Origin of the sequence: Puniceibacterium antarcticum (assembly GCF_002760615.1) — a bacterium.
In the GTDB taxonomy this organism is placed as follows: Bacteria; Pseudomonadota; Alphaproteobacteria; order Rhodobacterales; family Rhodobacteraceae; genus Puniceibacterium; species Puniceibacterium antarcticum.
In genome coordinates, this window is the sequence record NZ_AWWI01000182.1 from 199,160 (window position 1) to 219,556 (window position 20,397).

21 protein-coding genes, 1 tRNA gene and 2 pseudogenes are annotated in these 20,397 nt (G+C 62.6%); 8 read left to right on the plus strand and 16 right to left on the minus strand.

Going from position 1 to position 20,397, the window contains the following annotated elements; translation table 11 throughout:
- Positions 1–54 precede the first annotated feature (54 nt).
- The gene (locus P775_RS26580) at positions 55–1,086 is read right to left on the minus strand and encodes a DUF475 domain-containing protein (protein ID WP_099913804.1); all 1,032 of its coding nucleotides are present in this window, start codon (positions 1,084–1,086) and stop codon (positions 55–57) included.
- Position 1,087: 1 nt separating this feature from the next.
- Positions 1,088–2,059, minus strand: a complete 972-nt coding sequence (locus P775_RS26585) for a 2-hydroxyacid dehydrogenase (protein WP_099913805.1) — start codon at positions 2,057–2,059, stop codon at positions 1,088–1,090.
- Between the two features lie 683 nt (positions 2,060–2,742).
- Between P775_RS26585 and hemP the strand changes: the two genes are divergently transcribed.
- The 3 genes from hemP (at position 2,743) to P775_RS26605 (ending at position 3,909) form a co-directional block, all read left to right on the plus strand.
- The gene (gene hemP / locus P775_RS26595) at positions 2,743–2,913 is read left to right on the plus strand and encodes a hemin uptake protein HemP (protein ID WP_099913807.1); all 171 of its coding nucleotides are present in this window, start codon (positions 2,743–2,745) and stop codon (positions 2,911–2,913) included.
- Between the two features lie 83 nt (positions 2,914–2,996).
- Complete coding sequence (locus tag P775_RS26600) at positions 2,997–3,353, plus strand: hypothetical protein (protein WP_099913808.1); 357 nt, start codon at positions 2,997–2,999, stop codon at positions 3,351–3,353.
- A gap of 73 nt (positions 3,354–3,426) precedes the next feature.
- The gene (locus P775_RS26605; RefSeq protein WP_099913809.1) at positions 3,427–3,909 is read left to right on the plus strand and encodes a copper chaperone PCu(A)C; all 483 of its coding nucleotides are present in this window, start codon (positions 3,427–3,429) and stop codon (positions 3,907–3,909) included.
- 269 nt (positions 3,910–4,178) lie between these two features.
- On the opposite strand, the gene P775_RS26610 is transcribed toward P775_RS26605, so the two are convergent.
- The 10 genes and pseudogenes from P775_RS26610 to P775_RS26645 form a co-directional block, all read right to left on the minus strand.
- The gene (locus P775_RS26610) at positions 4,179–5,216 is read right to left on the minus strand and encodes an Ldh family oxidoreductase (protein ID WP_099913810.1); all 1,038 of its coding nucleotides are present in this window, start codon (positions 5,214–5,216) and stop codon (positions 4,179–4,181) included.
- A gap of 107 nt (positions 5,217–5,323) precedes the next feature.
- Positions 5,324–5,473, minus strand: coding sequence for a cupin domain-containing protein (locus tag P775_RS28320; protein ID WP_180287599.1), 150 nt, complete (start codon positions 5,471–5,473; stop codon positions 5,324–5,326).
- 159 nt (positions 5,474–5,632) lie between these two features.
- Positions 5,633–5,778, minus strand: a pseudogene (locus P775_RS29320) (IS5/IS1182 family transposase); the annotation flags it as partial.
- A 232-nt stretch (positions 5,779–6,010) separates the two neighbouring features.
- Positions 6,011–6,085, minus strand: a tRNA-Glu gene (locus P775_RS26615).
- Between the two features lie 157 nt (positions 6,086–6,242).
- Positions 6,243–7,994: a single-stranded-DNA-specific exonuclease RecJ gene (gene recJ, locus P775_RS26620; protein ID WP_099913811.1), complete on the minus strand. Its 1,752-nt coding sequence runs from the start codon at positions 7,992–7,994 to the stop codon at positions 6,243–6,245.
- Positions 7,995–8,082: 88 nt separating this feature from the next.
- Positions 8,083–9,048 (minus strand): class II fructose-bisphosphatase, encoded by a 966-nt coding sequence (gene glpX, locus P775_RS26625; RefSeq protein WP_099913812.1) that lies wholly within the window; start codon positions 9,046–9,048, stop codon positions 8,083–8,085.
- A 151-nt stretch (positions 9,049–9,199) separates the two neighbouring features.
- Positions 9,200–9,604 carry an NUDIX domain-containing protein gene (locus P775_RS26630; RefSeq protein ID WP_099913813.1) on the minus strand — a complete coding sequence of 135 codons (405 nt, stop codon included), beginning with the start codon at positions 9,602–9,604 and terminating at the stop codon, positions 9,200–9,202.
- The gene (locus tag P775_RS26635; RefSeq protein ID WP_099913814.1) at positions 9,597–10,883 is read right to left on the minus strand and encodes a homoserine dehydrogenase; all 1,287 of its coding nucleotides are present in this window, start codon (positions 10,881–10,883) and stop codon (positions 9,597–9,599) included. Before P775_RS26635 ends, P775_RS26630 begins: the two co-directional genes overlap by 8 nt.
- A 129-nt stretch (positions 10,884–11,012) precedes the next feature.
- A complete protein-coding gene (locus P775_RS26640) occupies positions 11,013–11,294 on the minus strand; it encodes a hypothetical protein (protein WP_245875878.1) in 282 nt (93 codons plus the stop codon).
- Positions 11,295–11,336: 42 nt separating this feature from the next.
- Complete coding sequence (locus tag P775_RS26645; RefSeq protein ID WP_099913815.1) at positions 11,337–11,759, minus strand: c-type cytochrome; 423 nt, start codon at positions 11,757–11,759, stop codon at positions 11,337–11,339.
- 185 nt (positions 11,760–11,944) lie between these two features.
- Between P775_RS26645 and P775_RS26650 the strand changes: the two genes are divergently transcribed.
- The gene (locus tag P775_RS26650; protein ID WP_099913816.1) at positions 11,945–12,379 is read left to right on the plus strand and encodes a DMT family transporter; all 435 of its coding nucleotides are present in this window, start codon (positions 11,945–11,947) and stop codon (positions 12,377–12,379) included.
- Between the two features lie 42 nt (positions 12,380–12,421).
- Here the strand turns inward: P775_RS26650 and P775_RS26655 are convergent, their stop codons facing one another.
- Both P775_RS26655 and P775_RS26660 read right to left on the minus strand, forming a co-directional pair.
- Positions 12,422–13,105, minus strand: a complete 684-nt coding sequence (locus tag P775_RS26655) for an ABC transporter ATP-binding protein (protein ID WP_099913817.1) — start codon at positions 13,103–13,105, stop codon at positions 12,422–12,424.
- A complete protein-coding gene (locus tag P775_RS26660) occupies positions 13,098–14,384 on the minus strand; it encodes a lipoprotein-releasing ABC transporter permease subunit (protein ID WP_099913818.1) in 1,287 nt (428 codons plus the stop codon). The genes P775_RS26655 and P775_RS26660 overlap by 8 nt, the downstream gene beginning before the upstream one ends.
- A 281-nt stretch (positions 14,385–14,665) precedes the next feature.
- On the opposite strand from P775_RS26660, the gene P775_RS26665 reads away from it, so the two are divergent.
- Complete coding sequence (locus tag P775_RS26665) at positions 14,666–15,784, plus strand: pyridoxal phosphate-dependent aminotransferase (RefSeq protein WP_099913840.1); 1,119 nt, start codon at positions 14,666–14,668, stop codon at positions 15,782–15,784.
- Positions 15,785–15,871: 87 nt separating this feature from the next.
- Positions 15,872–16,246, plus strand: a complete 375-nt coding sequence (gene copM, locus P775_RS26670; RefSeq protein WP_099913819.1) for a CopM family metallochaperone — start codon at positions 15,872–15,874, stop codon at positions 16,244–16,246.
- 76 nt (positions 16,247–16,322) lie between these two features.
- Here the strand turns inward: copM and P775_RS26675 are convergent, their stop codons facing one another.
- On the minus strand, positions 16,323–17,519 hold the full coding sequence (locus P775_RS26675) for a pyridoxal-phosphate-dependent aminotransferase family protein (RefSeq protein ID WP_099913820.1): 1,197 nt from the start codon (positions 17,517–17,519) through the stop codon (positions 16,323–16,325).
- A gap of 137 nt (positions 17,520–17,656) precedes the next feature.
- Between P775_RS26675 and P775_RS26680 the strand changes: the two genes are divergently transcribed.
- Positions 17,657–18,376, plus strand: coding sequence for a phosphatase domain-containing protein (locus P775_RS26680; RefSeq protein ID WP_342749694.1), 720 nt, complete (start codon positions 17,657–17,659; stop codon positions 18,374–18,376).
- Positions 18,373–20,175: an ABC transporter ATP-binding protein gene (locus tag P775_RS26685; protein WP_099913821.1), complete on the plus strand. Its 1,803-nt coding sequence runs from the start codon at positions 18,373–18,375 to the stop codon at positions 20,173–20,175. The genes P775_RS26680 and P775_RS26685 overlap by 4 nt, the downstream gene beginning before the upstream one ends.
- Before the next feature lie 18 nt (positions 20,176–20,193).
- Here P775_RS26685 and P775_RS28325 read toward each other — a convergent pair.
- A pseudogene (locus P775_RS28325) lies at positions 20,194–20,397 on the minus strand (hypothetical protein); the annotation flags it as partial.

Sequence of the window (20,397 nt, forward strand, 5' to 3'; positions counted from 1 at the left end):
AAAGGCGCGTGAAAGCCGCGCCCGCGGTACGTGGTCCGGCGCCGCACAGCCCCCTCACTGGCCAGAACTGTGCAGGCGGTTGTGGCGCAGCGACGACATCAGCGACAACCCGATGAAGCCCGCACCCAGCAGGCCGGTGATGACTTCTGGCACGTGAACCAGCGTTTGTGCAAACATGATCACCGACAGGATCAGGATGGACCAGAAGGCGCCGTGCTCAAGATAGCGAAACTCGGCCAGTGTTTTGCGCTCGACCAGCATGATGGTCATCGAACGCACATACATCGCACCAATCCCAAGGCCGATCGCGATCAGGAACAGGTTCTGCGTCAGGGCAAAGGCGCCGATCACGCCGTCAAAACTGAAGGAGGCATCTAAGACTTCGAGGTAGAGAAACGCCCCGAGTCCGCCTTTGGCAACCTGATCGGCGGTGTCAGAGCTGTCCAGCACATGACCCAGAATCTCGACCGCAAGGAAAGTCACGATGCCAAAGATGGCGGCGAACAGGAATGTGCCGGACTCTGCGGGCGGCAGCACCATCGAGAAGACCAGTACAAGCAGCAGTACGATGGCAATCTCGACCCCACGCACGGCACCGAATTTGCGCATCATCGCCTCAATCCCTTGTATCCAGTCGACCTCTTTTTCCGCGTCGATGAACCAGCTGAGCGAGACCATCATGAGGAAGGCCCCGCCAAAGGCCGCAATGGAGAGATGCGCGCCATTGATGATCTCGGCATAGCGCGCAGGTTCGGTGGCAGCGAGACGTATTGCCTCGAGCGGGTTGATCTGGGCGGCGACCACGACCACCAGCAGCGGAAACAGGATGCGCATGCCAAAGACGGCGATCACAATGCCCCAGGTCAGGAACCGCCGACGCCAGACCGGCGACATCTTTTCCAGCTTGTTGGCATTGACGATGGCATTGTCGAAGGACAGCGAGATTTCCAGCACGGCGAGGATCGCGCCAATCATCAGAAAGCCGAGGGCACCGGACAGCGTGCCGGAATAGGTCCAGCCCAGCCAGAAGGCCAGAATCAGACCCAGCAGGGTCACGCCATAGGCCCATCCAAAATATCTTAACATATCAGACCTTTTCAGCAGGAAGGTAACCGGACAGGTCCACCGGACTCAGCAGCGGTTCATTCGCGAAAAACGCATCGAGATTGTCGACCAGAAGCTGCGCCATCGCATCGCGCGTCTCAACCGTGCCAGAAGCATGATGAGGGTAGTTGGTCACATTGAGAAGCTGCGTCAGTGCCGGATCGGCGTCGGGTTCTGACGCATAAACATCCAGCGCTGCCGATCCCAGCCGACCGTCCGACAGGCAGGCGATCAGCGCCTCTTCGTCCACCACGGATCCGCGCGCGACGTTGATCAGCAGACCATTGGGCCCAAGTGCCTCCATCACGTCGCTGTTGATGAGGTGGCGGGTCCCCTCTCCGCCTGCGACGATCACCACCAGCGCATCACTGTCGCGTGCCAGTTGGATCAGATCCGGCTGAAAGGTCCAGGGCAGATCCTTGGGCCGACGGTTCCAGTAGGTGACCTGCTGGCCCATAGCCATGGCGCGGCCTGCAATCGCCTGACCGATGGTGCCCATGCCAACGATACCAAGCTTGCCGCCCTTGAGGCTGCGTTGCAGCGGGAAGGCCCCCTTGGCGGCCCAGTCGCCAGAACGCACGTAAGCCTCGGCCGGGACAAGGCCGCGGCGCGCGGCGAGCAGCAGCATGATAGCCGTGTCCGCCACATCGTCACACAGCGCCTGTGACGTGTTGGTCAGCGCAACACCATGTTCGGCCATCGCTGCAACGTCAAAGCCATCGAAGCCGGCAGAGGAGCAGGACACCAGCCGAAGATCCCGCATATGCACGATCATATTGCGGGTCACTGGCTCATGGCCGTTTGTCACGATTGCGCGGCATTTGGGGCCGTGTTGCGCGACAAAGGCGTCCTTGTTATCGGCAAGGTCGAAACGGTGCAGGGTGTAGCGGTCTTCGAGCTGCTGCATCGCCTTGGGTCGCTGCGGGTAAAGCATCAGCACATCGGGTTTGGTCATGTCAGAGAGTCTCCTGCACCAGCCGGGTCTTGCGGCGGCGGGTCTGTATTTGAGGGTCTGGATCGAGCGAGGCCGCGAGCAGCCTTTGGTGTAAACCTATTGCGGGGCCTCGGATATCTGGCGTGTCGCACCCTGTTGTACAATACGTCCAGCCTGCATCACGACAGCCCTGTTGGCAAAATCGTGCATCACGGTCAGATCATGCGCGATAAAGATCACACCGGGGCCGCATTCGCCCGCTGAGCCGGTCCAAGTCGTAGGGCTAAATTCCGTTCACCTGTGACTTCAAATCCAGCCTCGCTACGGAGTGCGCGATAACTGACTCTCCGGCTTTCAGGAGAAAGAGCGCGACCGATGGAAGTACACTGCTGTCGCGCACCATTGACAGGGTGCCCGAACAGCACACCATCGACATCGGCTTCACGATCATGGCGCAGGGTGGCACCAACCTTTCCAGAAGCAGAGTCCACCAAGACACAGCCACTCCACTCTTGCAGTTCGCCCCGCTTAACCATAGCATTTCTCTAAGGTATAAATACTCCCAGCCACCCTTCGGAAGCCAGGACATTTTAGGATTGCAAGGAGTGCATGATGAAAATCAGATTGGCCCCAACAACTTCGCGCGGCCGAGAGCGTGTGGATTTCACCGACCGCATTCTTGGCGCACAGAGGGTGCATCCTTCATGACCACCACGACCCGCCAAAACCCGCCGCGTACTGGCGCACCCGAGGATGTCGCGAGCTATGATGCGCGTGAGCTGACGGGCGAGCTGGGTCAGGCATATCTGACGCTTGACGGCCAACTTTATACGCTGCGCATCACACGGGCGGGCAAGCTGATCCTTACCAAGTGAACGGGACGCAATCTGCGCGCGGGCGAGAATGTCGCAGTCGCAAGTGCTTCCCTCACTGTGGCTCCAGCGTTTAAAGATCGATTATGATCAAAAGCGTGGTTCGCTTCCTTCTTGTGATTGGTGTCCTCACCGGCATCGTGCTGCCGAAATCTTCGGTGGTGCTGGCAGAGCTTGGCCTGATCCGAGGCCAGGTGCTGGTGATCTGCACCGGTGACGGCCTTCAGACGCTGATCCTGAATGCTGACGGAACCCCGGTCGAGGTCACGCACAACGCCCATCAATGTCTTCTGGTCCATGCCACCGACACGGCGACAGCGATCCTGCCCTCCCCGATCCGTATGGATCTTGTGCAAGGGGGCGTGAAATCCCGTCTGACGGCGAAGGGGCCACGGCAGGTGCCCGGTCTGGACGCCCGCCCAAGGGCCCCCCCGAAAGCCTGAGCCAGTCTGTCACAATCCAAATCTGCACAAACGGGTCGGCCCTGTCCGCCCGCATTTTCCCGGAGAAGATCCAATGAAACCGTTTTTTGCTGCGGCGCTGTTCTGCGTCCTGCCCGCCCTTCTGTCTGCACACGAATTTAAGTCGGGTGATATCACCGTCGGCCACCCCTATGCTTTTGAAACCGCCCCCATGGCCCAGACCGCTGCAGGCTATCTGACCGTGACCAACACCGGTGAGACGCCCGATACCCTCTTGGCTGTCGAGGCGGATTTCCCGAAGGTCATGATGCACCAGTCGCTCGAAAAGGACGGCATTGCGACCATGGAGCATGTCGAGACGCTTGAGATCGCGCCTGGCGCCAGCGTCGCATTTGCCCCCGGCGGCTATCATGTGATGTTCATGGGCTTGAACGGTGCAGCCTTCAAAGCCGGAGAGCACGTTCCCGCCACACTGGTATTCGAGCACGCGGGCCGAATTGACGTGGAATTCAACGTCGAAGCGCGCACAGAAGACGCACCCGCGTCGGATGCCCATTCCGGTCACGCGACGCACTGACGTCAGACAAGACATCCCTTGTCTGAAACTACACGAAAGCGGATCTCTGGCCGTATCGGGTTGCTGCACATGCCAGACATGCCGCAAACGCTTTTCACTGGGCTGAGTTAGTTGTTTTTGCAGCGTTTCGGGTTAACCTTGAATCGGATATTCGCTGTCTCTCCCTTTGGTCGAACGCGAAATCCGATTGCCGGTGTATCAGGTTAAACCCGAAACGCTTTAGGCAATGGTTTGAGGGGCCGGATTGTCCGGCCCCCTTTCACATAATCTCAGTCGATGAGCGCGTCGAGCCCCAGGGTTTCGAAACGGCTGATCTGGTCCATTTCGGCGGTTGTCAGGGCGATGCCGTCGCGCTGAGCCTTTACGCGGGCGGCGAAGCGGCGTTGAGAGGGCAGGCGCGCGCCCTGATCCGCGAAGGCTGCAAACAGCTTCTCGCCCTCGGCAATCGGATCGCGGCCGCTGCGCGCGGCAAAGACCTGCGGGTCCAGCGCCAGAACAAGCGCCCCGTGGCGCGGCAGCAGGCCACCCCCGCCCATGAAGTCTAGCGCCTCCTTGCTCATGAATTCACCCAGCATCGCCCCTGCAAGCAGTTCGATCATCGTCGAAATGGCCGACCCCTTGTGGGCTCCGAAGGGCAGCATCGCGCCCGCGAGGGCAGCGTCAGGATCGGTTGTCGACCGGCCGTCGATATCGACGGCCCAGCCTTCGGGGATCGGGGTGCCCGCGCGACGGTGTAGCTCGATCTCGCCCCGGGCGGCGACGCTGGTCGCGAAGTCAAAGACATAGGGGTAGTCCCCCGCGCGCGGCCAGCCAAAGGCCATCGGGTTGGTGCCCAGAAGAGGCTCTTTGCCCCCCGCAGGAGCGACGAATGCGTAGCTCGGACACATGGACAGCGCGGCAAGCCCCTCGCCCGCCAGAGCCTCGACCTCATGCCACAGGGCCGAAAAATGCAGGCAGTCGCGGATCACCAGCGCGGCCAGACCCGTTTCGCGCGCGCGCGCGGCCAGCAGCGCTTTCGCCGCGTCGAAAGCCGGATTTGAGAAACCTCCCCCGGCATCAACCTCGATCACTGCCTTGCCCGAATCATGGAGTTCGGGGATGGCCTGCCCGTCGACCCTTCCGGCCTTGAGCACGCGCAGGCAGCCTTCGATGCGATATATCCCATGCGATTTGCAGTTATCGCGTTCGCCAGCAACAATAACCTGCGCCACAACCTCGGCTGCCTGGGCGCGCACACCACAGGTTTCAAAAATATTCTGGACGCGGTTTTGCAGCGTTTCCACCGATATCATATGCGTATCTGCCATTGGTCAGCGATGTCCTTTGCGGAAGGGAATTTTGGGAGAGGACTGCCGCCGTGGGCGGCCAGATTATCATTGCAGAAGGCGCTCGACGTATCAGCCCCACTGACGGCTCATCTGTCCATATTAAGATAGGTGCAGGCCCAGAATACATAGGTTTCGGTGTCATCCACAGTGGGCAGCCCATGTTTCAGGGTGCTGGCGAAGTAGGCGCAATCGCCGGGGCTAAGGACAACGGGTTCAGAAAGCTCGACCTTTACCATTCATGATTGCTTGATCATATATTTACGTCTCTGGCAACGATCGCAATCCGCACCAACCGGTCAGAAGCTAAGTATCTGCTACAGACATGTTTTCAATCTCTGCGGTTTTTGCCCTGAACCGGCCCTTTCAGCCGGAGGCGCAGTTGGCGTCATGGGGCGTTGAGCGAGACCTTTCACACAATTCATCTTCGCCTCGAGACGCCATTCTCGATGAGCCTTACTCTGTCGTTGCGGGCATTTGAACCGGCGGTTGTCGGTTTCCATGATCTGGCGTTACGGCGAGGCCGGATGATTGCTGCCTCCCCCCATCGGCAAGGCGCGAGCAGCAGTTCTGGCAGAGAGCGGTGCAACAGAGTTGGAAATTGGATCATGCACAGGCCATCGCAGCCTATCGGAGATCGTCGACTACACTCGCGAGATGAACCGTCGAGCAGCAGTGCAAGGCAACACACGCGGAACGCGCATCCGAAACACTGTAAATATAAAGGGAAACACCGCCCCGTAAGTGACTGATCCTAGAGGGGAAAAGACACGACGTGGCAGCCCGTAGGGGAATCGAACCCCTCTTTCCAGGTTGAAAACCTGGCGTCCTAACCGATAGACGAACGGGCCAGCTCGTGGCGTGAGCCGGGTTCTAAGGAAAGCGCGCTACATGCGCAAGCGCTAATTTTGCAAAAAACGCATCTGATCGAAAGTTTTTTAGAGAGACAGAATACGCAGCAGAATTTTCGCGGGAAACAAGGCATAACAACGGCTTAAACGGCATGGCTCACGCGGCGTCACTTGCCGCGGCGGCATCTTCCAGCCGCAATTGCACCGAACGGCGTCCGTTCCATTCGTTAACCTCCAGTCGGCCTGCCAGATGGAATCGTTTGCCACCGTGATCCCGCAGCGCGGGCCCCAGAGGGCCGTCGAGCGCACCGAAGCAGATCGCTTCGATCCGCGCCCCAAGACCGTCCCCGAACGAGATCTTGAGGTGACTTTGACCGACCTGCTTGGCAAGCAGGATCTGAACATCGGGAAAAACATAGCGCGGTGCGGCGGCACCGGCGCCAAAGGGGCCTGCGGCCTCGATCTGCTCCATCAGCTCCAGACTGGCAGCACCCGGCATCAGAATGCCGTCCAGCCGCAGATCGACCGCACCGCCCTGCCCCGCACCCTGCCGTTCCAAAAGTTCGCCCAGACGCTCCATCGCCGCGTCAAGCTTGTCTCGGGCAACAGTCAGACCGGCGGCCATCTTGTGCCCGCCACCCTTGACCAGCAGCCCCTCTGCCGCGAGCCGCTGGATCGAGGCACCTAGGTCCACCCCGGCAACTGAGCGGCCCGACCCCTTGCCCTCGGCCCCGTCCAAACCAATGACGACGCTCGGCCGGTTGGTCATTTCCTTGAGCCGCGAGGCGACGATGCCCACGACGCCGGGATGCCAGCCTTCGCCTGCGGCCCAGACCAGCGGACCGTCGAGACCGCGCGCCTCGGCCTGTTCCAGCGCGGCGGCGCGCACCGCGCCCTCGATCTCGCGCCGTTCGGTGTTCAGCTGATCCAGCCGCTCGGCCATGGCCTGCGCCTCGTGCACTTCGGTGCTGGCAAGCAACCGTGCGCCCAGATCGGCCTGACCGATGCGCCCGCCGGCATTGACCCGCGGGCCGAGCACGAATCCCAGATGGTAGGAGGTCGGCGCCGTATCCAGACGCGCCACATCCGACAGCGCCACCAGCCCGACCCGTTCGCGCCGAGACATGACCTTGAGCCCCTGGCGTACCAGCGCGCGGTTAACCCCGATCAGCGGCGCCACATCCGCCACGGTCGCCAGCGCCACCAGATCCAGCATGGCCATGAGGTCCGGCCCCCTGCGCCCCGCCTCGCGCATCTGGCGCCCGGCCTCGACCAGCATCAGAAAGACAACGGCCGCAGCACAGAGATGCGCCAGATCGCCGGATTCGTCCTGCCGGTTCGGGTTCACCACGGCCAGCGCCTCTGGCAGGGTCTCTCCGCCCAGATGGTGATCCAGCACAACCACATCCGCGCCTTTGGCCGCAGCAATCGGCCCGTGGCTGAGCGTGCCGCAATCAACGCAGATGATCAGGTCGTGACCCGCGGCAAGATCGGACATCGCGGCATCGTTCGGTCCATAGCCTTCGTCGATCCGGTCGGGGATATACAGGGTCACCTCGCGGCCCTGCTGGCGGAACCAGTCGATCAGGAGCGCCGCCGAGGTGCCGCCATCCACATCGTAATCCGCAAAGACCGCCACCCGTTCGCGGCGTTCCACCGATGCGAGCACCCGGCGCGCGGCTGTTTCCATATCACGCAGCGAGCGGGGGTCGGGCAGCAGATCGCGCAGGGTGGGCGCAAGGTAGGTCTTTGCCTCTTCTGCCGGAACGCCCAGCCGCGCAAGCGTCTGGCACAGTGCCGGGACGAACCCGGTCTGCTGCGCCATCGCTTCGGCCAGCCGTGTCACGTCTGCTGCCGGGCCGACCCAGCGCCGCCCCGTCAATGATGTCTCAACACCCAGAAAGCTCATACTTGCCCCAAACCGGGCGCAAGGCCCTGCTTCTTCTCTTTTCAAATACGCAAAATCCGACACTGCAACAGGTGCAGCCGCCGACAGGTCAGCTCGTCGGGTTGCGATAGATCATACACCGCACCGACCCGGTCTTGGACCGCATCAGAAGCGTTTCGGTGGTCAGATACCCGACCTCGCGCTTGATTCCCGCCACCAGAGAGCCCGAGGTCACCCCCGTCGCGGAAAAGATCACATGATCCGTCACCATGTCGTCGCGTGCGTAGATCCGGCTGAAATCGGTGATCCCGGCCTTGTGGGCGCGGCGTTTTTCATCGTCATTGCGCAGGATCAGCCGACCATAGATCTGCCCACCCATACATTTCAGCGCTGAGGCGGCCAGCACTCCCTCGGGCGCGCCGCCCGATCCCATGTACATGTCGATGCCCGTCACCAGCGGATCCGCGCAATGCATGACGCCGGCCACATCTCCATCTGTGATCAGCCGGATCGAGGCACCTGTGCTGCGCAACTCTTCGATCATATCCTCGTGCCGGGGGCGTTCGAGGATGCAGACGGTGATGTCCGACAGAGTGCAACCCTTTGCCTTGGCAAGCGCCGCCACACGTTCGGCGGGCGACATGTCCAGCGTCACCACCCCGTCGGCGAAGCCCGGCCCCACGGCCAGCTTGTCCATGTAGACGTCAGGCGCCTGCAGCATTGATCCGCGCGGTCCCATGGCGATCACCGTCATCGCGTTGGGCATGTCTTTGGCGGTCAGCGTGGTTCCGGCAAGCGGGTCCAGCGCGATATCGACGCCGGGCCCGGTGCCGGTGCCGACCTCTTCGCCGATGAACAGTATGGGGGCCTCGTCGCGCTCGCCTTCGCCGATCACCACAACACCGGCGATGTCGAGCAGGTTCAACTGGCTGTGCATGGCGCTCACAGCAGCCTCGTCTGCCGCTTTCTCATCCCCACGCCCAACCAGCGGGGCGGCGGCGATGGCCGCAGCCTCGGACACACGGGCAAGGCCGAGGGACAGCATCCGGTCGTTGAAATCTGTGGGCGGGGGCATGATGCGTTCCGTTGTGCATTTGTTTTTCGCGCCACACCTACCCCGGCCCAAGGCTTTGGTGCAAGCCAGCGCGGCGCCAGTGTCACCGCCAGAGTATTTCGACTTTGACCTTCCGGATTTTTTCACTGTCTGAGGTTAAAACCGAAATGTCTTAACTGAGCGTGGCAGCGGCGCGCAGGCAGATCCGGTCCACATCCCGACTGGCCAGCAGCCGACCAGCGATCACGTCCCGGGCCGGGTACCAGCATGCCGCGTCCACATCATCTGCGGCGCAGGCCATGCCTGCCACATAGTCGCAGAGCGCGATATGCAGCCGGAAGCGAAAACCTTCGGCGGCGATGTCCAGATGGCCGAGCGGGGCGCGCATCCGCGCCGTGACACCGGTTTCTTCGCGCAGTTCGCGCAAGGCGGCCTCTTCCAGCGTCTCACCCCGGTCAATCTTGCCGCCGGGATAGCCCCAGAGCCCGGCGTCGGGCGGGTTGCGGCGGCGCACCAGCAGCACCGCTGCCCCGCGCAGAACCACCGCCAGCACCGCCGGAACGGGTGTGTCAGACACTTTCGATGCGCAGCGCCACCGGATCGCCGGCAACGACGCCTGTGGCGTTCATCGCGACCAGCGCGATGTCCAGCGCGGCGCGGGTCGTCTTGTGCGTGACGATCAGAACCGGTGCGGCATCGTTGGTCTGGTCGTACTGGCGCATCCGGTTGATGGAAATCCCGGCCTCGCCCAGCGCCGTCGCGACCTTGGCAAGGGCGCCCGGCTTGTCGATCAGGCCCATCCTCAGGTAATAGGGCGCGGGTGTCGCGACCTGGGCCGCCGTCACCAGCTTGAGCGAGGAGGCGGGCTGACCAAAGGTCGACAGGCGGGTGCCGCGGGCGATGTCCATGACATCCCCCATCACGGCGCTGGCGGTCGGGCCTTCGCCTGCACCGGCGCCGCGCATGACGATCTGGCCGACCTGATCCCCCTCGATCATCACCATATTGGTGCCGCCGTCCAGCTGGCCAAGGGGAGAGGTCGCCGGCACGAGGCAAGGCGCCATGCGCTGTTCCAGCCCCCGGCCCGTCATGCGGCAGACACCCAAGAGCTTGATCTTGTAGCCCATATCGGCGGCCTGACGGATGTCGGCGATGGAGACCTTGCCGATGCCTTCAAGTTCAACCGCGTCAAAGGCAACCTGAGTGCCATAGGCGATGGCGGCCAGCAGCGCCAGCTTGTGACCGGCGTCGATGCCACCCACGTCCAGTTCGGGATCGGCCTCAAGGTAGCCAAGTTTGTCCGCCTCATCAAAGGCCTGATCATAGCTGAGCCCGGCATTTTCCATGCGGGTCAGGATGTAGTTGCAGGTGCCGTTCATCACACCCATCACCTGCGTGATATCATTGCCGGCCAGACCTTCGGTCAGGGCCTTGATCACCGGGATACCGCCGGCGACAGCCGCCTCGAACCGCAGGACGCAGCCGTTGTCTTCGGCAAGTTGCGCAAGCGCCTGACCGTGGTGGGCCAGCATCGCCTTGTTGGCGGTGACCACATCCTTGCCTGCTGTGAGCGCGGCTTCGGTCGCGGCCTTGGCCGGGCCGTCGCTGCCGCCGATCAATTCAACGAAGACATCCACATCGTCACGCTTTGCCAAGGCAACGGCGTCATCTTCCCAGGCATAGTCGGACAGCGACACGCCGCGATCCTTGTCGCGGTTGCGGGCGGCAACGGCGCTGATGGTGATCGGCCGACCGGTGCGTTCGGTCAGCAATGCGGCCTTCTGGCGGATGATCTTGACCACACCGGCGCCAACCGTGCCAAGACCCGCAATTCCAAGGCGCAGGGGTTCGGTCATGGCATATCTCCTGAGATGGGGTCCGGGATCGGGAATTTCGTCAGGCGTTGCTGTAGTGTGTTCGCCGAGGCGGTGCAACAGTTCGCACAACAGGAGCGGTTCGCCGCAGACCGGGTGCTTTGGCGCCCCCTACTGCGGATCAGCCACGCCACGCGCCATCTGCGCCTGTGTTGCGGCATCCACCACCGGCGCGCGCAGCCCATCGGCCCGCGATTGCAGCGCACTGACGCGCCCCAGCACCCCGTCGCGCATTTCCGGCGTCGCCTCTGGCGTATCCCCGGTCAGCAGCGTGTCGACAGGGACAAGCCGCGGATAGGGCATGCTGTCCACGCCGGGGGTCTGGGTGCTGTCCAGTTCAGGGAACTGGGCGCAGGCGCAAAGCAGCAACAGGGCAGGCAAAAAGCGCATCATCTCAGGTCCTTGAACGATATGTCCGGCGGGGTGCAGGGCGACTTAGCGGGTCATCTGGATTGTTTCGAGATATTCCGCCAGTGCCACCAGCCTGCGCGGTGTCGGGGTCATCCTGCCGTCCCCGGAATCGTAGGGCACCAGATCGCCTTTCAGCAGTTCGCCGAATTCGGGCATGTTCGGCCCGGCCATCTTGGTCGAGCGGGCATAGCCGTCGATGGTGGACATGACGCGCGCGCGGGGGAATTTATCGCCATGGCGGACGGAAATCAGCGTCAGATCCTTGGGCGGTTTCGCCATCGCGCGGGCCATGAGGCCGTCCCCCTTGGCATCTTTGCCATGGCAGACAGCGCAATAGGACAGATAGAGGGTACGCCCGTCTTCGGGGCTGGGCATGGTGTTGGAGGGCGCGCAGGCCGCGATCATCAGGGCGGCGGCGGCGCTGAGAGCAAAGGATATCCGAACCATGATTGTGACCTTTTGTGTAAGTTCTTGTTGCCGACATGTCTTGCCCGCAGGACGTGACGATTCAAGCCCTATTCGGGACAAGGCGCCTTGATCTGGATCAGGGACCAGATCAAAAGGGGGCGCGGATCGACCGGCTGTGCCCTGTCCGCCCTGCCTCTAGCCCCCTTTGATGCGGAGATTCTGCCATGCCCCTTGCTGCCCTGACCATGCTTGCCGCCGGACTTGGCATTCCCGTTCTGGCCGCGCTGAATGCGGCGCTGGGGACGCGGCTGGGCTCGCCCTCGGCCGCGGCGGCAATCCTGTTCTGCGTGGCGCTGACCGCGACATCGCTGGTGGTTCTGGTGACCGGACCACAGGCGCTGACCCGGCTGGCAGGGACGCCCAAGCACCTGTTCGCAGCCGGGTTGTTCGTGGCGTTTTATATCCTGTCGATCACCTATATCGCGCCCACATTCGGGATCGGGAATGCGGTGTTCTGTGTCCTGCTGGGCCAGTTGTTCAGCGCCGCCGCCATCGACCATTTCGGCCTGTTCGGCGCGCGGATCAGCCCGCTGACCCTGACGCGGGCGACGGGCATTTCCATCATGGCGCTGGGGGTCTGGGTGACGCAGCGGGCGTGACCCGCTGTGCAGGATTTTTTCTTAAGTTATTGATATTAAATATCAAATATACCTGAGCAACCCCTGATCCAGCCGCAAAGTCCGGTCCATCCGTGCGGCGAGTTCAAGGTTATGAGTCGCGATCACCGCCGACATGCCGGTGTCGCGCACCAGCGCGATCAGCGCGCCGAACACCTGATCCGAGGTGTCTGAGTCCAGATTGCCGGTAGGCTCATCCGCCAGCAGCAGGCGCGGCGCATTGGCCATGGCGCGACAGAACGCGACGCGCTGCTGTTGGCCGCCGGACATGGCTGCCGGGCGGTGGCTGGCGCGGTCCGCGACACCGACGCTGGCCAGCAGCTCCATCCCGCGTGCCTCGGCCGCCTTTTTCGACGTGCCATTGGCAAGCTGCGGCAGGGTGATGTTTTCCAGCGCCGAAAACTCCGGCAGCAGGTGGTGGAACTGATAGACAAAGCCGACATCGTTGCAGCGCACCGCTGTGCGCTTGCGGTCGTTCAGCCCGGTCATGTCAGTGCCACCAATGGCGACCGTCCCGGCATCGGGTGTGTCGAGCAGACCTGCAATGTGCAGCAGCGTCGATTTGCCGGCGCCCGAAGGGGCCACAAGCGCGACGATTTCACCCCGGTGCACGGTGAGGTCCGCACCGCGCAGAACCTGCACCTCGTTCGGGAGGCCCTTGAAATAGATCTTTTCGATCCCCTCAAGCTGCAATGTCACATCATTCATAGCGCAGCGCCTCAACAGGGTTCATCCGCGCGGCACGGCGGGCGGGAAAGATGGTGACAACAAACGACAGCCCAAGGGACAAAGATACGGCAGACATCACATCGCCAAATTTCAGCTCGGCCGGAAGCTGGTAGATGCCGCGCACGGACGGGTCCCAGACACCGCCGCCAGAGATGTAATTCACGAGGCTGAAGATCGGATCAATGTAAAGTGCGAAGAGGCAGCCAAAGATCACGCCAAGCGCCGTGCCGATCAGCCCGGTGAAGGCGCCGCAGATGAAAAACACCCTGAGAACAGAGCCTTCGCTCAGGCCCATTGTGCGCAGGATGCCGATGTCGCGGCCCTTGTTCTTGACCAGCATGATCAGGCCCGAGACGATGTTCATCGCCGCGATCAGCACGAGGATCGACAGGATGATGAACATCACATTGTCCTCGACCTGCAGCGCGTTGAGGAAACTGCCCGAGGCATCCTTCCACGTCCAGAGATAGGCGCGGTTGCCGGCCGCTTGCAGCAAGGGGGCGGCGTATTGGTCGACCTGATCCGGATTCTTGACCGCGAGTTCGATTTCATCGACGGCATTTTCGCGGTTGAAATACAGCTGCGCCTCGGCGATCGGCATGTAAAGCCGTGTGCGATCAATGTCATAGCGCCCGGCGGTGAAAATATAGACCACATCATAAGACTTGACCCGGGGGCTGGTGCCAAAGGCAGTTTTGACCCCATCGGGCGAGATCAGCTTGATCGTATCGCCAATGCCGACGCCCAGTTCGCGGGCCACGCCCGAGCCGATGGCGACGCCGTCGTTGAAGCGGGCGATGTCGCCCTGCGATGTTTCGGGATCGGCGATGCGGGGGATGGATTCGAGGTTTTGTTCGGAAATCCCAAAGACTTCGACACCCGAATTGCGCCCGTCGGCGGTGGTCATCACCTGCCCTTTGACGGTGGGCGTCGCGCGGGTGACACCGGGGACCTGCGCGAGTTTGGCGGCGAGGGCATCGTAGTCGGAAATGGTGCGTGTCACGCGGCCAAGATCATCCTGCTCCCCCGTGTAATAGACGGTCACATGGGCGCTGGAGCCGACGATGGTGTCAACGAATTCCGTGCGAAATCCAGACCTTACGGCGAGGGTCGCGATCAGGGCAAAGACCGCGAGGGTGATGCCGGCAAGGCTGATCCAGGTCATGACGCTGACCCCGCCTTCGGCCCGTTTGGCGCGCAGATAGCGCCAGGCGATCATCCATTCGAATGCGGCAAAGGGCGGTGGGGTACGGGCCAATCTATGTGCCTTTCGCGGTGTCTGGTCGGGCTGGAACGTGGTCGCTGAGGGCCACAAGGTCAAGCCGGGGTGGGGATTTCTGCCGGTGGGCAGAGGGCGTGTTTAGGCGGATTTGACCCGTATGGAAAGCGTATGGTTTTGATATGGAATCCGTATGGCGGCGATGCGGCGCGGGCAGTTCCGGCGGACAGGGAGGATTTTGCGTATTTGGAAAGAGAAGAAGCAGAGGCCGCGCGCAGGCCCTCTTGCCCAGCGCACGGCGGATCAGCATACTGCGCGCCATGACAGATCCTCGATACACCCCGCTTGTTCAGACCCTTCCCGCAACCGTGCCGTTTGTCGGCCCCGAGGTGCAGGAGCGCGACATGGGCCAGACCTTTCGCGCCCGGCTTGGGGCGAATGAAAACGTCTTTGGCCCCTCGCCCCATGCGATTGTCGCGATGGAGCGGGAAGCGGCGCAGATCTGGAAATATGCCGATGCGACCAATTTTGATCTGAAGGCCGCACTGTCGGCAAAGCTGGGCTGTTCGCCCGAAAACCTGATCTTTGGCGAGGGAATCGACGGGCTGCTGGGCTATCTTGTCCGTCTGCTGGTTTCACAGGGCGACCGGGTGGTGACATCCGACGGCGCCTATCCGACCTTCAACTATCATGTGACCGGATTCGGTGGCGCGCTGGTCAAGGTGCCCTATCGCGACGACCGCGAGGATCTGCCCGCGCTGATCGCCAAGGCGGTGGAGGTCGATGCCAAGATCGTCTATCTGGCCAATCCCGACAATCCCATGGGCAGTTGGCACAGTGGCGCCGAGATCGAAGCGGCGGTGGAGACATTGCCCGACGGCACGCTGCTGGTTCTGGACGAGGCCTATGTGGAATTCGCACCAGCCGATGCGGTGCCAGCCATTGATGTGCAGGATCCGCGCGTGATCCGGATGCGCACCTTTTCCAAGGGTTACGGCATGGCCGGGGCGCGCGTGGGCTATGGCATCGGGGCGGCGGATCTGATCCGCAGTTTCGACAAGATCCGCAACCATTTTGGCATGAACCGCGCGGCACAGGTTGGCGCGCTGGCGGCCCTGCAGGATGAGATCTGGTTGCAGGATGTGATTGCGCAGGTAAATGCGGCGAAGGTGCGGATCGGACAGATTGCAGCGGCGAACGGGCTGAACGCGCTGCCGTCGGCGGCCAATTTCGTGGCGGTGGATTGCGGGCGGGACGGCGATTTTGCCCGGGCTGTGCTGCGCGCGCTGGTGGCGCGCGGGATATTCGTGCGGATGCCGTTTGTGGCGCCACAGGATCGCTGCATCCGCATCAGCGCGGGAACGCCCAAGGATCTCGACGCACTGGCTGAGGTGCTGCCGCTGGCGCTGGAGGAGGCGCGGGCGGGGGTTTCTGCCTGAACGGCGTCCGACACGAGGATGTGACGTGCGCGTGAGCCGGTTTGCGGCGAGTGTTGCGGCAGAAACAAACGATAACCGGAGACTGCCATGCGTTCGTTCTCGCTCGCCCTGCTGTGCTGCCTGCCGACCCTGCCGGCCTGGGCGCAAACCATGGATCACAGCGCCCACAGCACCATGCAGGAACCGGCATCGGCATCCGAAGCCACGCAGGCCTACATGGATGCCAATACCGAAATGCATGAGAAGATGATGATGCCGATGACCGGCAATGCGGATGTCGATTTCATCCAAGGCATGATTCCGCATCACGAGGGCGCCGTTGCCATGGCGCGTGTGGTGCTGGAGCATGGATCCGACCCCGATGTGCGCAAACTGGCCGAAGAGGTGATTGCCGCGCAGGAGGCCGAGATTGCCTGGATGACCGACTGGCTGGCCAAACAGGATATCACCCCCGCGAACTGAAGCGGCAGGCGGGGCCTGATGATCAAGCCCCGCAGATTTTTCAGACCCCAAAAGTTTTTCAGGCCCCACAGACCTGTCAGGCCTGAGAGATAACCTCGGCCGCGGCGGAAAGTGCGCCTTTGCCGTGAGGAACACCCAGCGCGATCAGACCCGCCTCGACCACGCCGAGCAGGCCCATGATCATATGGGCATTGATGTGACCCATATGGCCGAACCGGAAAAAGCCGGTGCCGTCGGGATCAGCCTCTTCGGACATGCCAAGGCCGATGCCCAGCACGACACCGGCCTTTGAGTTGGTCCATTCGCGCAGTTTCATGCCATAGGGCGCGCCGACGCGCAGGGCGGTGACAGCGTGGCTTCGGTTGGCCGGGTCGGTCACATTCAGGCTGAGCGGACCGCCCTGCCCCCAGGCATCGCACGCGGCCCATATGGCGCGGGACAGATGAGCGTGCCGGTTCCAGACAGCTTCCATCCCTTCGGCATGGATCATGTCGAGTGAGGCGCGCAGCCCGAGGATATGGTGCGTTGGCGCCGTTCCGTTGAAATACTGATAGAGCATTTCGGGATTGGTGCGCGGCACCCAGTCCCAGTAGCGCGTGACGCGGGGCATCTGCTCGCGCTGTGCGGCGGCACGGTCGTTGAAGAAGACAAAGCCCAGGCCAGGGGGGACCATCAGCCCCTTTTGCGAGGCCGCGACCATGACATCGGCGCCCCAGGCGTCCATCTCGAATCGGTCACAGGCGAGCGAGGCGATGCAGTCCGCCATGAGCAGCGCGGGGTGGCCCAGATCATCAAGCACGCGGCGCAGGCCCGCGATGTCGTTGCGCACCGAAGAGGAGGTGTCCACGTGCTGTGCCAGCACGGCGCGGTACTTGTGAGCGGTGTCTGCCTTGAGCGCCTCTGCCACGCGGTCGAGGTCAATCGGGTCCTTGCGGCCAAAGTCGAGGATGGTCGCATCGATCCCCATGCCGGTGGCGGTGTCCGCCCAGCCCATGCCGAACCGGCCCGTAGAGGGGACGAGAATGGACTCGCCGGGGGCGACGACGTTGGAGAGTGCTGCCTCCCATGCGCCGTGGCCGTTGGCGATGTAGATCGCGACATGGCCGTCCGTGCGCGCCACGCGGCGCAGGTCGGTGATGATGCCAGCCACCGTTTCTGGCAGTTCGCCTTCGTAGATGTTGGGTGAGGCGGCATGCATCGCGCGCAGCACGGCATCGGGCATGACAGACGGGCCGGGAATGGCCAGATAAGGGCGACCGTTGGCCAATGACATGCGCAATTCCTTTTGATGAACATCGGGCCTGTCGCCCGACGGCGCGACACTAGCCAACCACAGCGCCGCGTCAATCGCCCCTGCGACGCTTGCCAGCTTGGGCCTCAGCCCTTAAACCGCCATGAGGAAAAGGGATCATGATGTTTTCACAGCTTTGGAGTCGGATAGAGCGGGGCGAACGTCGGTTTCGGCGATCCTTTGGCAAGGATATCACCGACCCCGTGGCGCGGCGCTGGTCTGTGCTGCACTATAATGTGTTCGATCACGCCTTTCTGCGCAAATTCTGGACCAACTTTTTCGAGATCGCCCCGGGCGTTTACCGGTCGAACCAGCCGACCCATGCACGGTTCGTGAAATATGCGCGCCTTGGCATCCGCACGGTGGTGAACCTGCGCGGCGAAGAGAAGTTTTCCCATTACCTGTTCGAGAAAGAGACGCTGGAGGGGCTGGGCATCACTATGGTGACTGCCAAGCTCTGGGCGCGCCATGCCGCCAAGCGCGACAATATCGTGCATGCCATCGACGTGCTGCGCGCGGCGCAAAAGCCGCTGCTGTTTCATTGCAAATCCGGCGCCGACCGGGCGGGATTTGTCGCCGCCATGTATCTGATGGTCTTCGAGGATCAGCCGGTCGAGGTGGCGCGCAAACAGCTGGGACTGAAATACATCCATCTGGATTTCACCAAGACCGGCATTCAGGACTATATCTTGGACGTCTATGCAGCCCGTGTGGCGCAGGGCAAGATCGGGTTCGAACAGTGGATCCGCACCGAATACGCAAACAAGCCGTTGCAGCGTGGGTTTGACACCAAGACCGACCCGGCGAGCATCGCGGCAGAAATGGCAAACTCCCAATGAGCGGCACATTCAAAACCGCAGGCGCGTCCAAGCCCGCCAAGACGTCCCAGACCGAAAGCGTGACCCCCAGCGCCACCGGTCTGCTGCTGTGGCTGTGGAACGGATATCTGAAACGGCACACCGGGCTATTGCTGGTGGCGCTGGCCTTCATGATGCTGGAAGGGTCGATGTTCGGCTTTCTCAGCTACATGATGAAGCCGATGTTCGATCAGGTGCTGGTGGGCGGGTCGCAAACCGCGCTGATCTGGGTGGCGGCGGCGATCTTTGGCATCTTCGCACTGCGCGCCATTTCCAGCGTGCTGCAGAAGGTGCTGCTGACGCGGATTTCCCAGCTGACGGTTTCTGATGTGCGCATGGAGATGATGGCGCATCTGATGACGCTCGACGGAACGTTTCACCAGAATTACCCGCCCGGCTATCTGATGCAGCGCATCGAGGGTGACGTGGAAGCCGTGAACAAGGTCTGGAAGACCATCATCACCGGCGCCGGGCGCGATGTGATTGCGCTGATCTCGCTGTTTGCTGTGGCGATCAACGTCGACTGGCGCTGGACGGTTGCCGCACTGGCCGGCGTGCCGCTGCTGGTCTTGCCGACCTTTCTGCTGCAGCGCTACGTGCGCGGCAATGCGCGGATTTCGCGCGATGTCTCTGCCCGGCTGTCCACACGCCTGAACGAGGTGTTTCACGGCATCGTCCCGGTCAAGCTGAACCGGCTGGAGGCCTATCAGTCGAAACGCTATCGCAAGCTGACCCGCCAGCGGATCGAGCTTGAGGTCAAGTCGAGCCTGGGTCAGGCGGCGGTGCCCGGGTTGATCGACATCATGTCCGGCCTCGGGTTCGTGGTTGTGCTGATGTATGGCGGATCGGAAATCCTGTCGGGTGAAAAGACCGTCGGAGACACGATGGCGTTCTTTACCGCTCTGGGTCTGGCCTTCGAACCGCTGCGCCGTCTGGGCGCGTTCAGCGGCGTCTGGCAAGTTGCCGCGGCGAGCCTTGAGCGGATCAAGGAGTTGCTGGAGATGGTGCCCGAGCTGCGCGATCCCGCGATCCCGCAACCGGCGCCAAAAGGCGTGCCGGGGATCGTGCTGAACGATGTGCATATGGAATATGGCGACACCCCGATCCTGCGCGGGGCCACCTTTGTCGCAGAGGCGGGCAAGACCACAGCGTTGGTCGGGGCGTCGGGTGCGGGGAAATCGACGGTGTTCAACCTGCTGACACGGCTGGTCGATCCGGAGTCCGGCGAGGTCAGCATCGGTGGGGTGCCGGTGGCGGCGATGCGGCTGGGCGATCTGCGCAGTCTTTATTCTGTCGTGTCACAGGATTCGCTGCTGTTCGACGAGACCCTGCGGGAAAACATCCTGCTGGGGCGAAGCGATGTCACCGAAGAGATGCTGAAGACGGCGCTCGATGCGGCGCATGTGTCGGATTTCCTGCCACGGTTGTCGGATGGGCTGGACAGCCCGGTCGGGCCGCGTGGGACCAACCTGTCGGGCGGTCAGCGCCAGCGCGTGGCCATCGCGCGTGCCCTTCTGCGCAACACACCGGTGCTGTTGCTGGACGAGGCGACCTCGGCCCTTGATGCGCAATCCGAGGCGGTGGTGCAGAAGGCGCTGGACCGGCTGTCCGAGGGCCGCACCACGCTGGTCATCGCGCACCGTCTGTCCACCGTGCGCAATGCCGACAAGATTGTGGTGATGGATCAGGGCCGTGTGGTCGATCAGGGCACCCATGACGAGCTGATCGCGCGCGGCGGCGTCTATGCCGATCTGCACAGCCTGCAGTTCGACGCCGCCTGAAGACGCCCCCGCGGCGGTTCAGCCCCGCCCGGTGCAGCGACTGCGCAGCAGGCTGAGCGCGGTGCGCGCCTCACGCCGCACCAGGCCCTGCGGAGCGTAGGCGGCGGCGCTGATTGCGGCATTGATCGGAAGGCTCGTGAACCGCGCGCCAAGGGCACGGGCCAGGGCAATATCCTCTGCCAGGTGCACATCGGGCAGAGGCAGATCGGGGTGGCCGCCCGC

Coding starts and splice junctions, on each gene's coding strand:
- P775_RS26580 (WP_099913804.1), bottom strand. CDS start 1,086: ATGTTAAGATATTTTGGATGGGCCTATGGCGTGACCCTGCTGGGTCTG.
- P775_RS26585 (WP_099913805.1), bottom strand. CDS start 2,059: ATGACCAAACCCGATGTGCTGATGCTTTACCCGCAGCGACCCAAGGCG.
- hemP (WP_099913807.1), top strand. CDS start 2,743: ATGACCACCACGACCCGCCAAAACCCGCCGCGTACTGGCGCACCCGAG.
- P775_RS26600 (WP_099913808.1), top strand. CDS start 2,997: ATGATCAAAAGCGTGGTTCGCTTCCTTCTTGTGATTGGTGTCCTCACC.
- P775_RS26605 (WP_099913809.1), top strand. CDS start 3,427: ATGAAACCGTTTTTTGCTGCGGCGCTGTTCTGCGTCCTGCCCGCCCTT.
- P775_RS26610 (WP_099913810.1), bottom strand. CDS start 5,216: ATGGCAGATACGCATATGATATCGGTGGAAACGCTGCAAAACCGCGTC.
- P775_RS28320 (WP_180287599.1), bottom strand. CDS start 5,473: ATGGTAAAGGTCGAGCTTTCTGAACCCGTTGTCCTTAGCCCCGGCGAT.
- recJ (WP_099913811.1), bottom strand. CDS start 7,994: ATGAGCTTTCTGGGTGTTGAGACATCATTGACGGGGCGGCGCTGGGTC.
- glpX (WP_099913812.1), bottom strand. CDS start 9,048: ATGCCCCCGCCCACAGATTTCAACGACCGGATGCTGTCCCTCGGCCTT.
- P775_RS26635 (WP_099913814.1), bottom strand. CDS start 10,883: ATGACCGAACCCCTGCGCCTTGGAATTGCGGGTCTTGGCACGGTTGGC.
- P775_RS26640 (WP_245875878.1), bottom strand. CDS start 11,294: ATGATGCGCTTTTTGCCTGCCCTGTTGCTGCTTTGCGCCTGCGCCCAG.
- P775_RS26645 (WP_099913815.1), bottom strand. CDS start 11,759: ATGGTTCGGATATCCTTTGCTCTCAGCGCCGCCGCCGCCCTGATGATC.
- P775_RS26650 (WP_099913816.1), top strand. CDS start 11,945: ATGCCCCTTGCTGCCCTGACCATGCTTGCCGCCGGACTTGGCATTCCC.
- P775_RS26655 (WP_099913817.1), bottom strand. CDS start 13,105: ATGAATGATGTGACATTGCAGCTTGAGGGGATCGAAAAGATCTATTTC.
- P775_RS26665 (WP_099913840.1), top strand. CDS start 14,666: ATGACAGATCCTCGATACACCCCGCTTGTTCAGACCCTTCCCGCAACC.
- copM (WP_099913819.1), top strand. CDS start 15,872: ATGCGTTCGTTCTCGCTCGCCCTGCTGTGCTGCCTGCCGACCCTGCCG.
- P775_RS26675 (WP_099913820.1), bottom strand. CDS start 17,519: ATGTCATTGGCCAACGGTCGCCCTTATCTGGCCATTCCCGGCCCGTCT.
- P775_RS26680 (WP_342749694.1), top strand. CDS start 17,657: ATGATGTTTTCACAGCTTTGGAGTCGGATAGAGCGGGGCGAACGTCGG.
- P775_RS26685 (WP_099913821.1), top strand. CDS start 18,373: ATGAGCGGCACATTCAAAACCGCAGGCGCGTCCAAGCCCGCCAAGACG.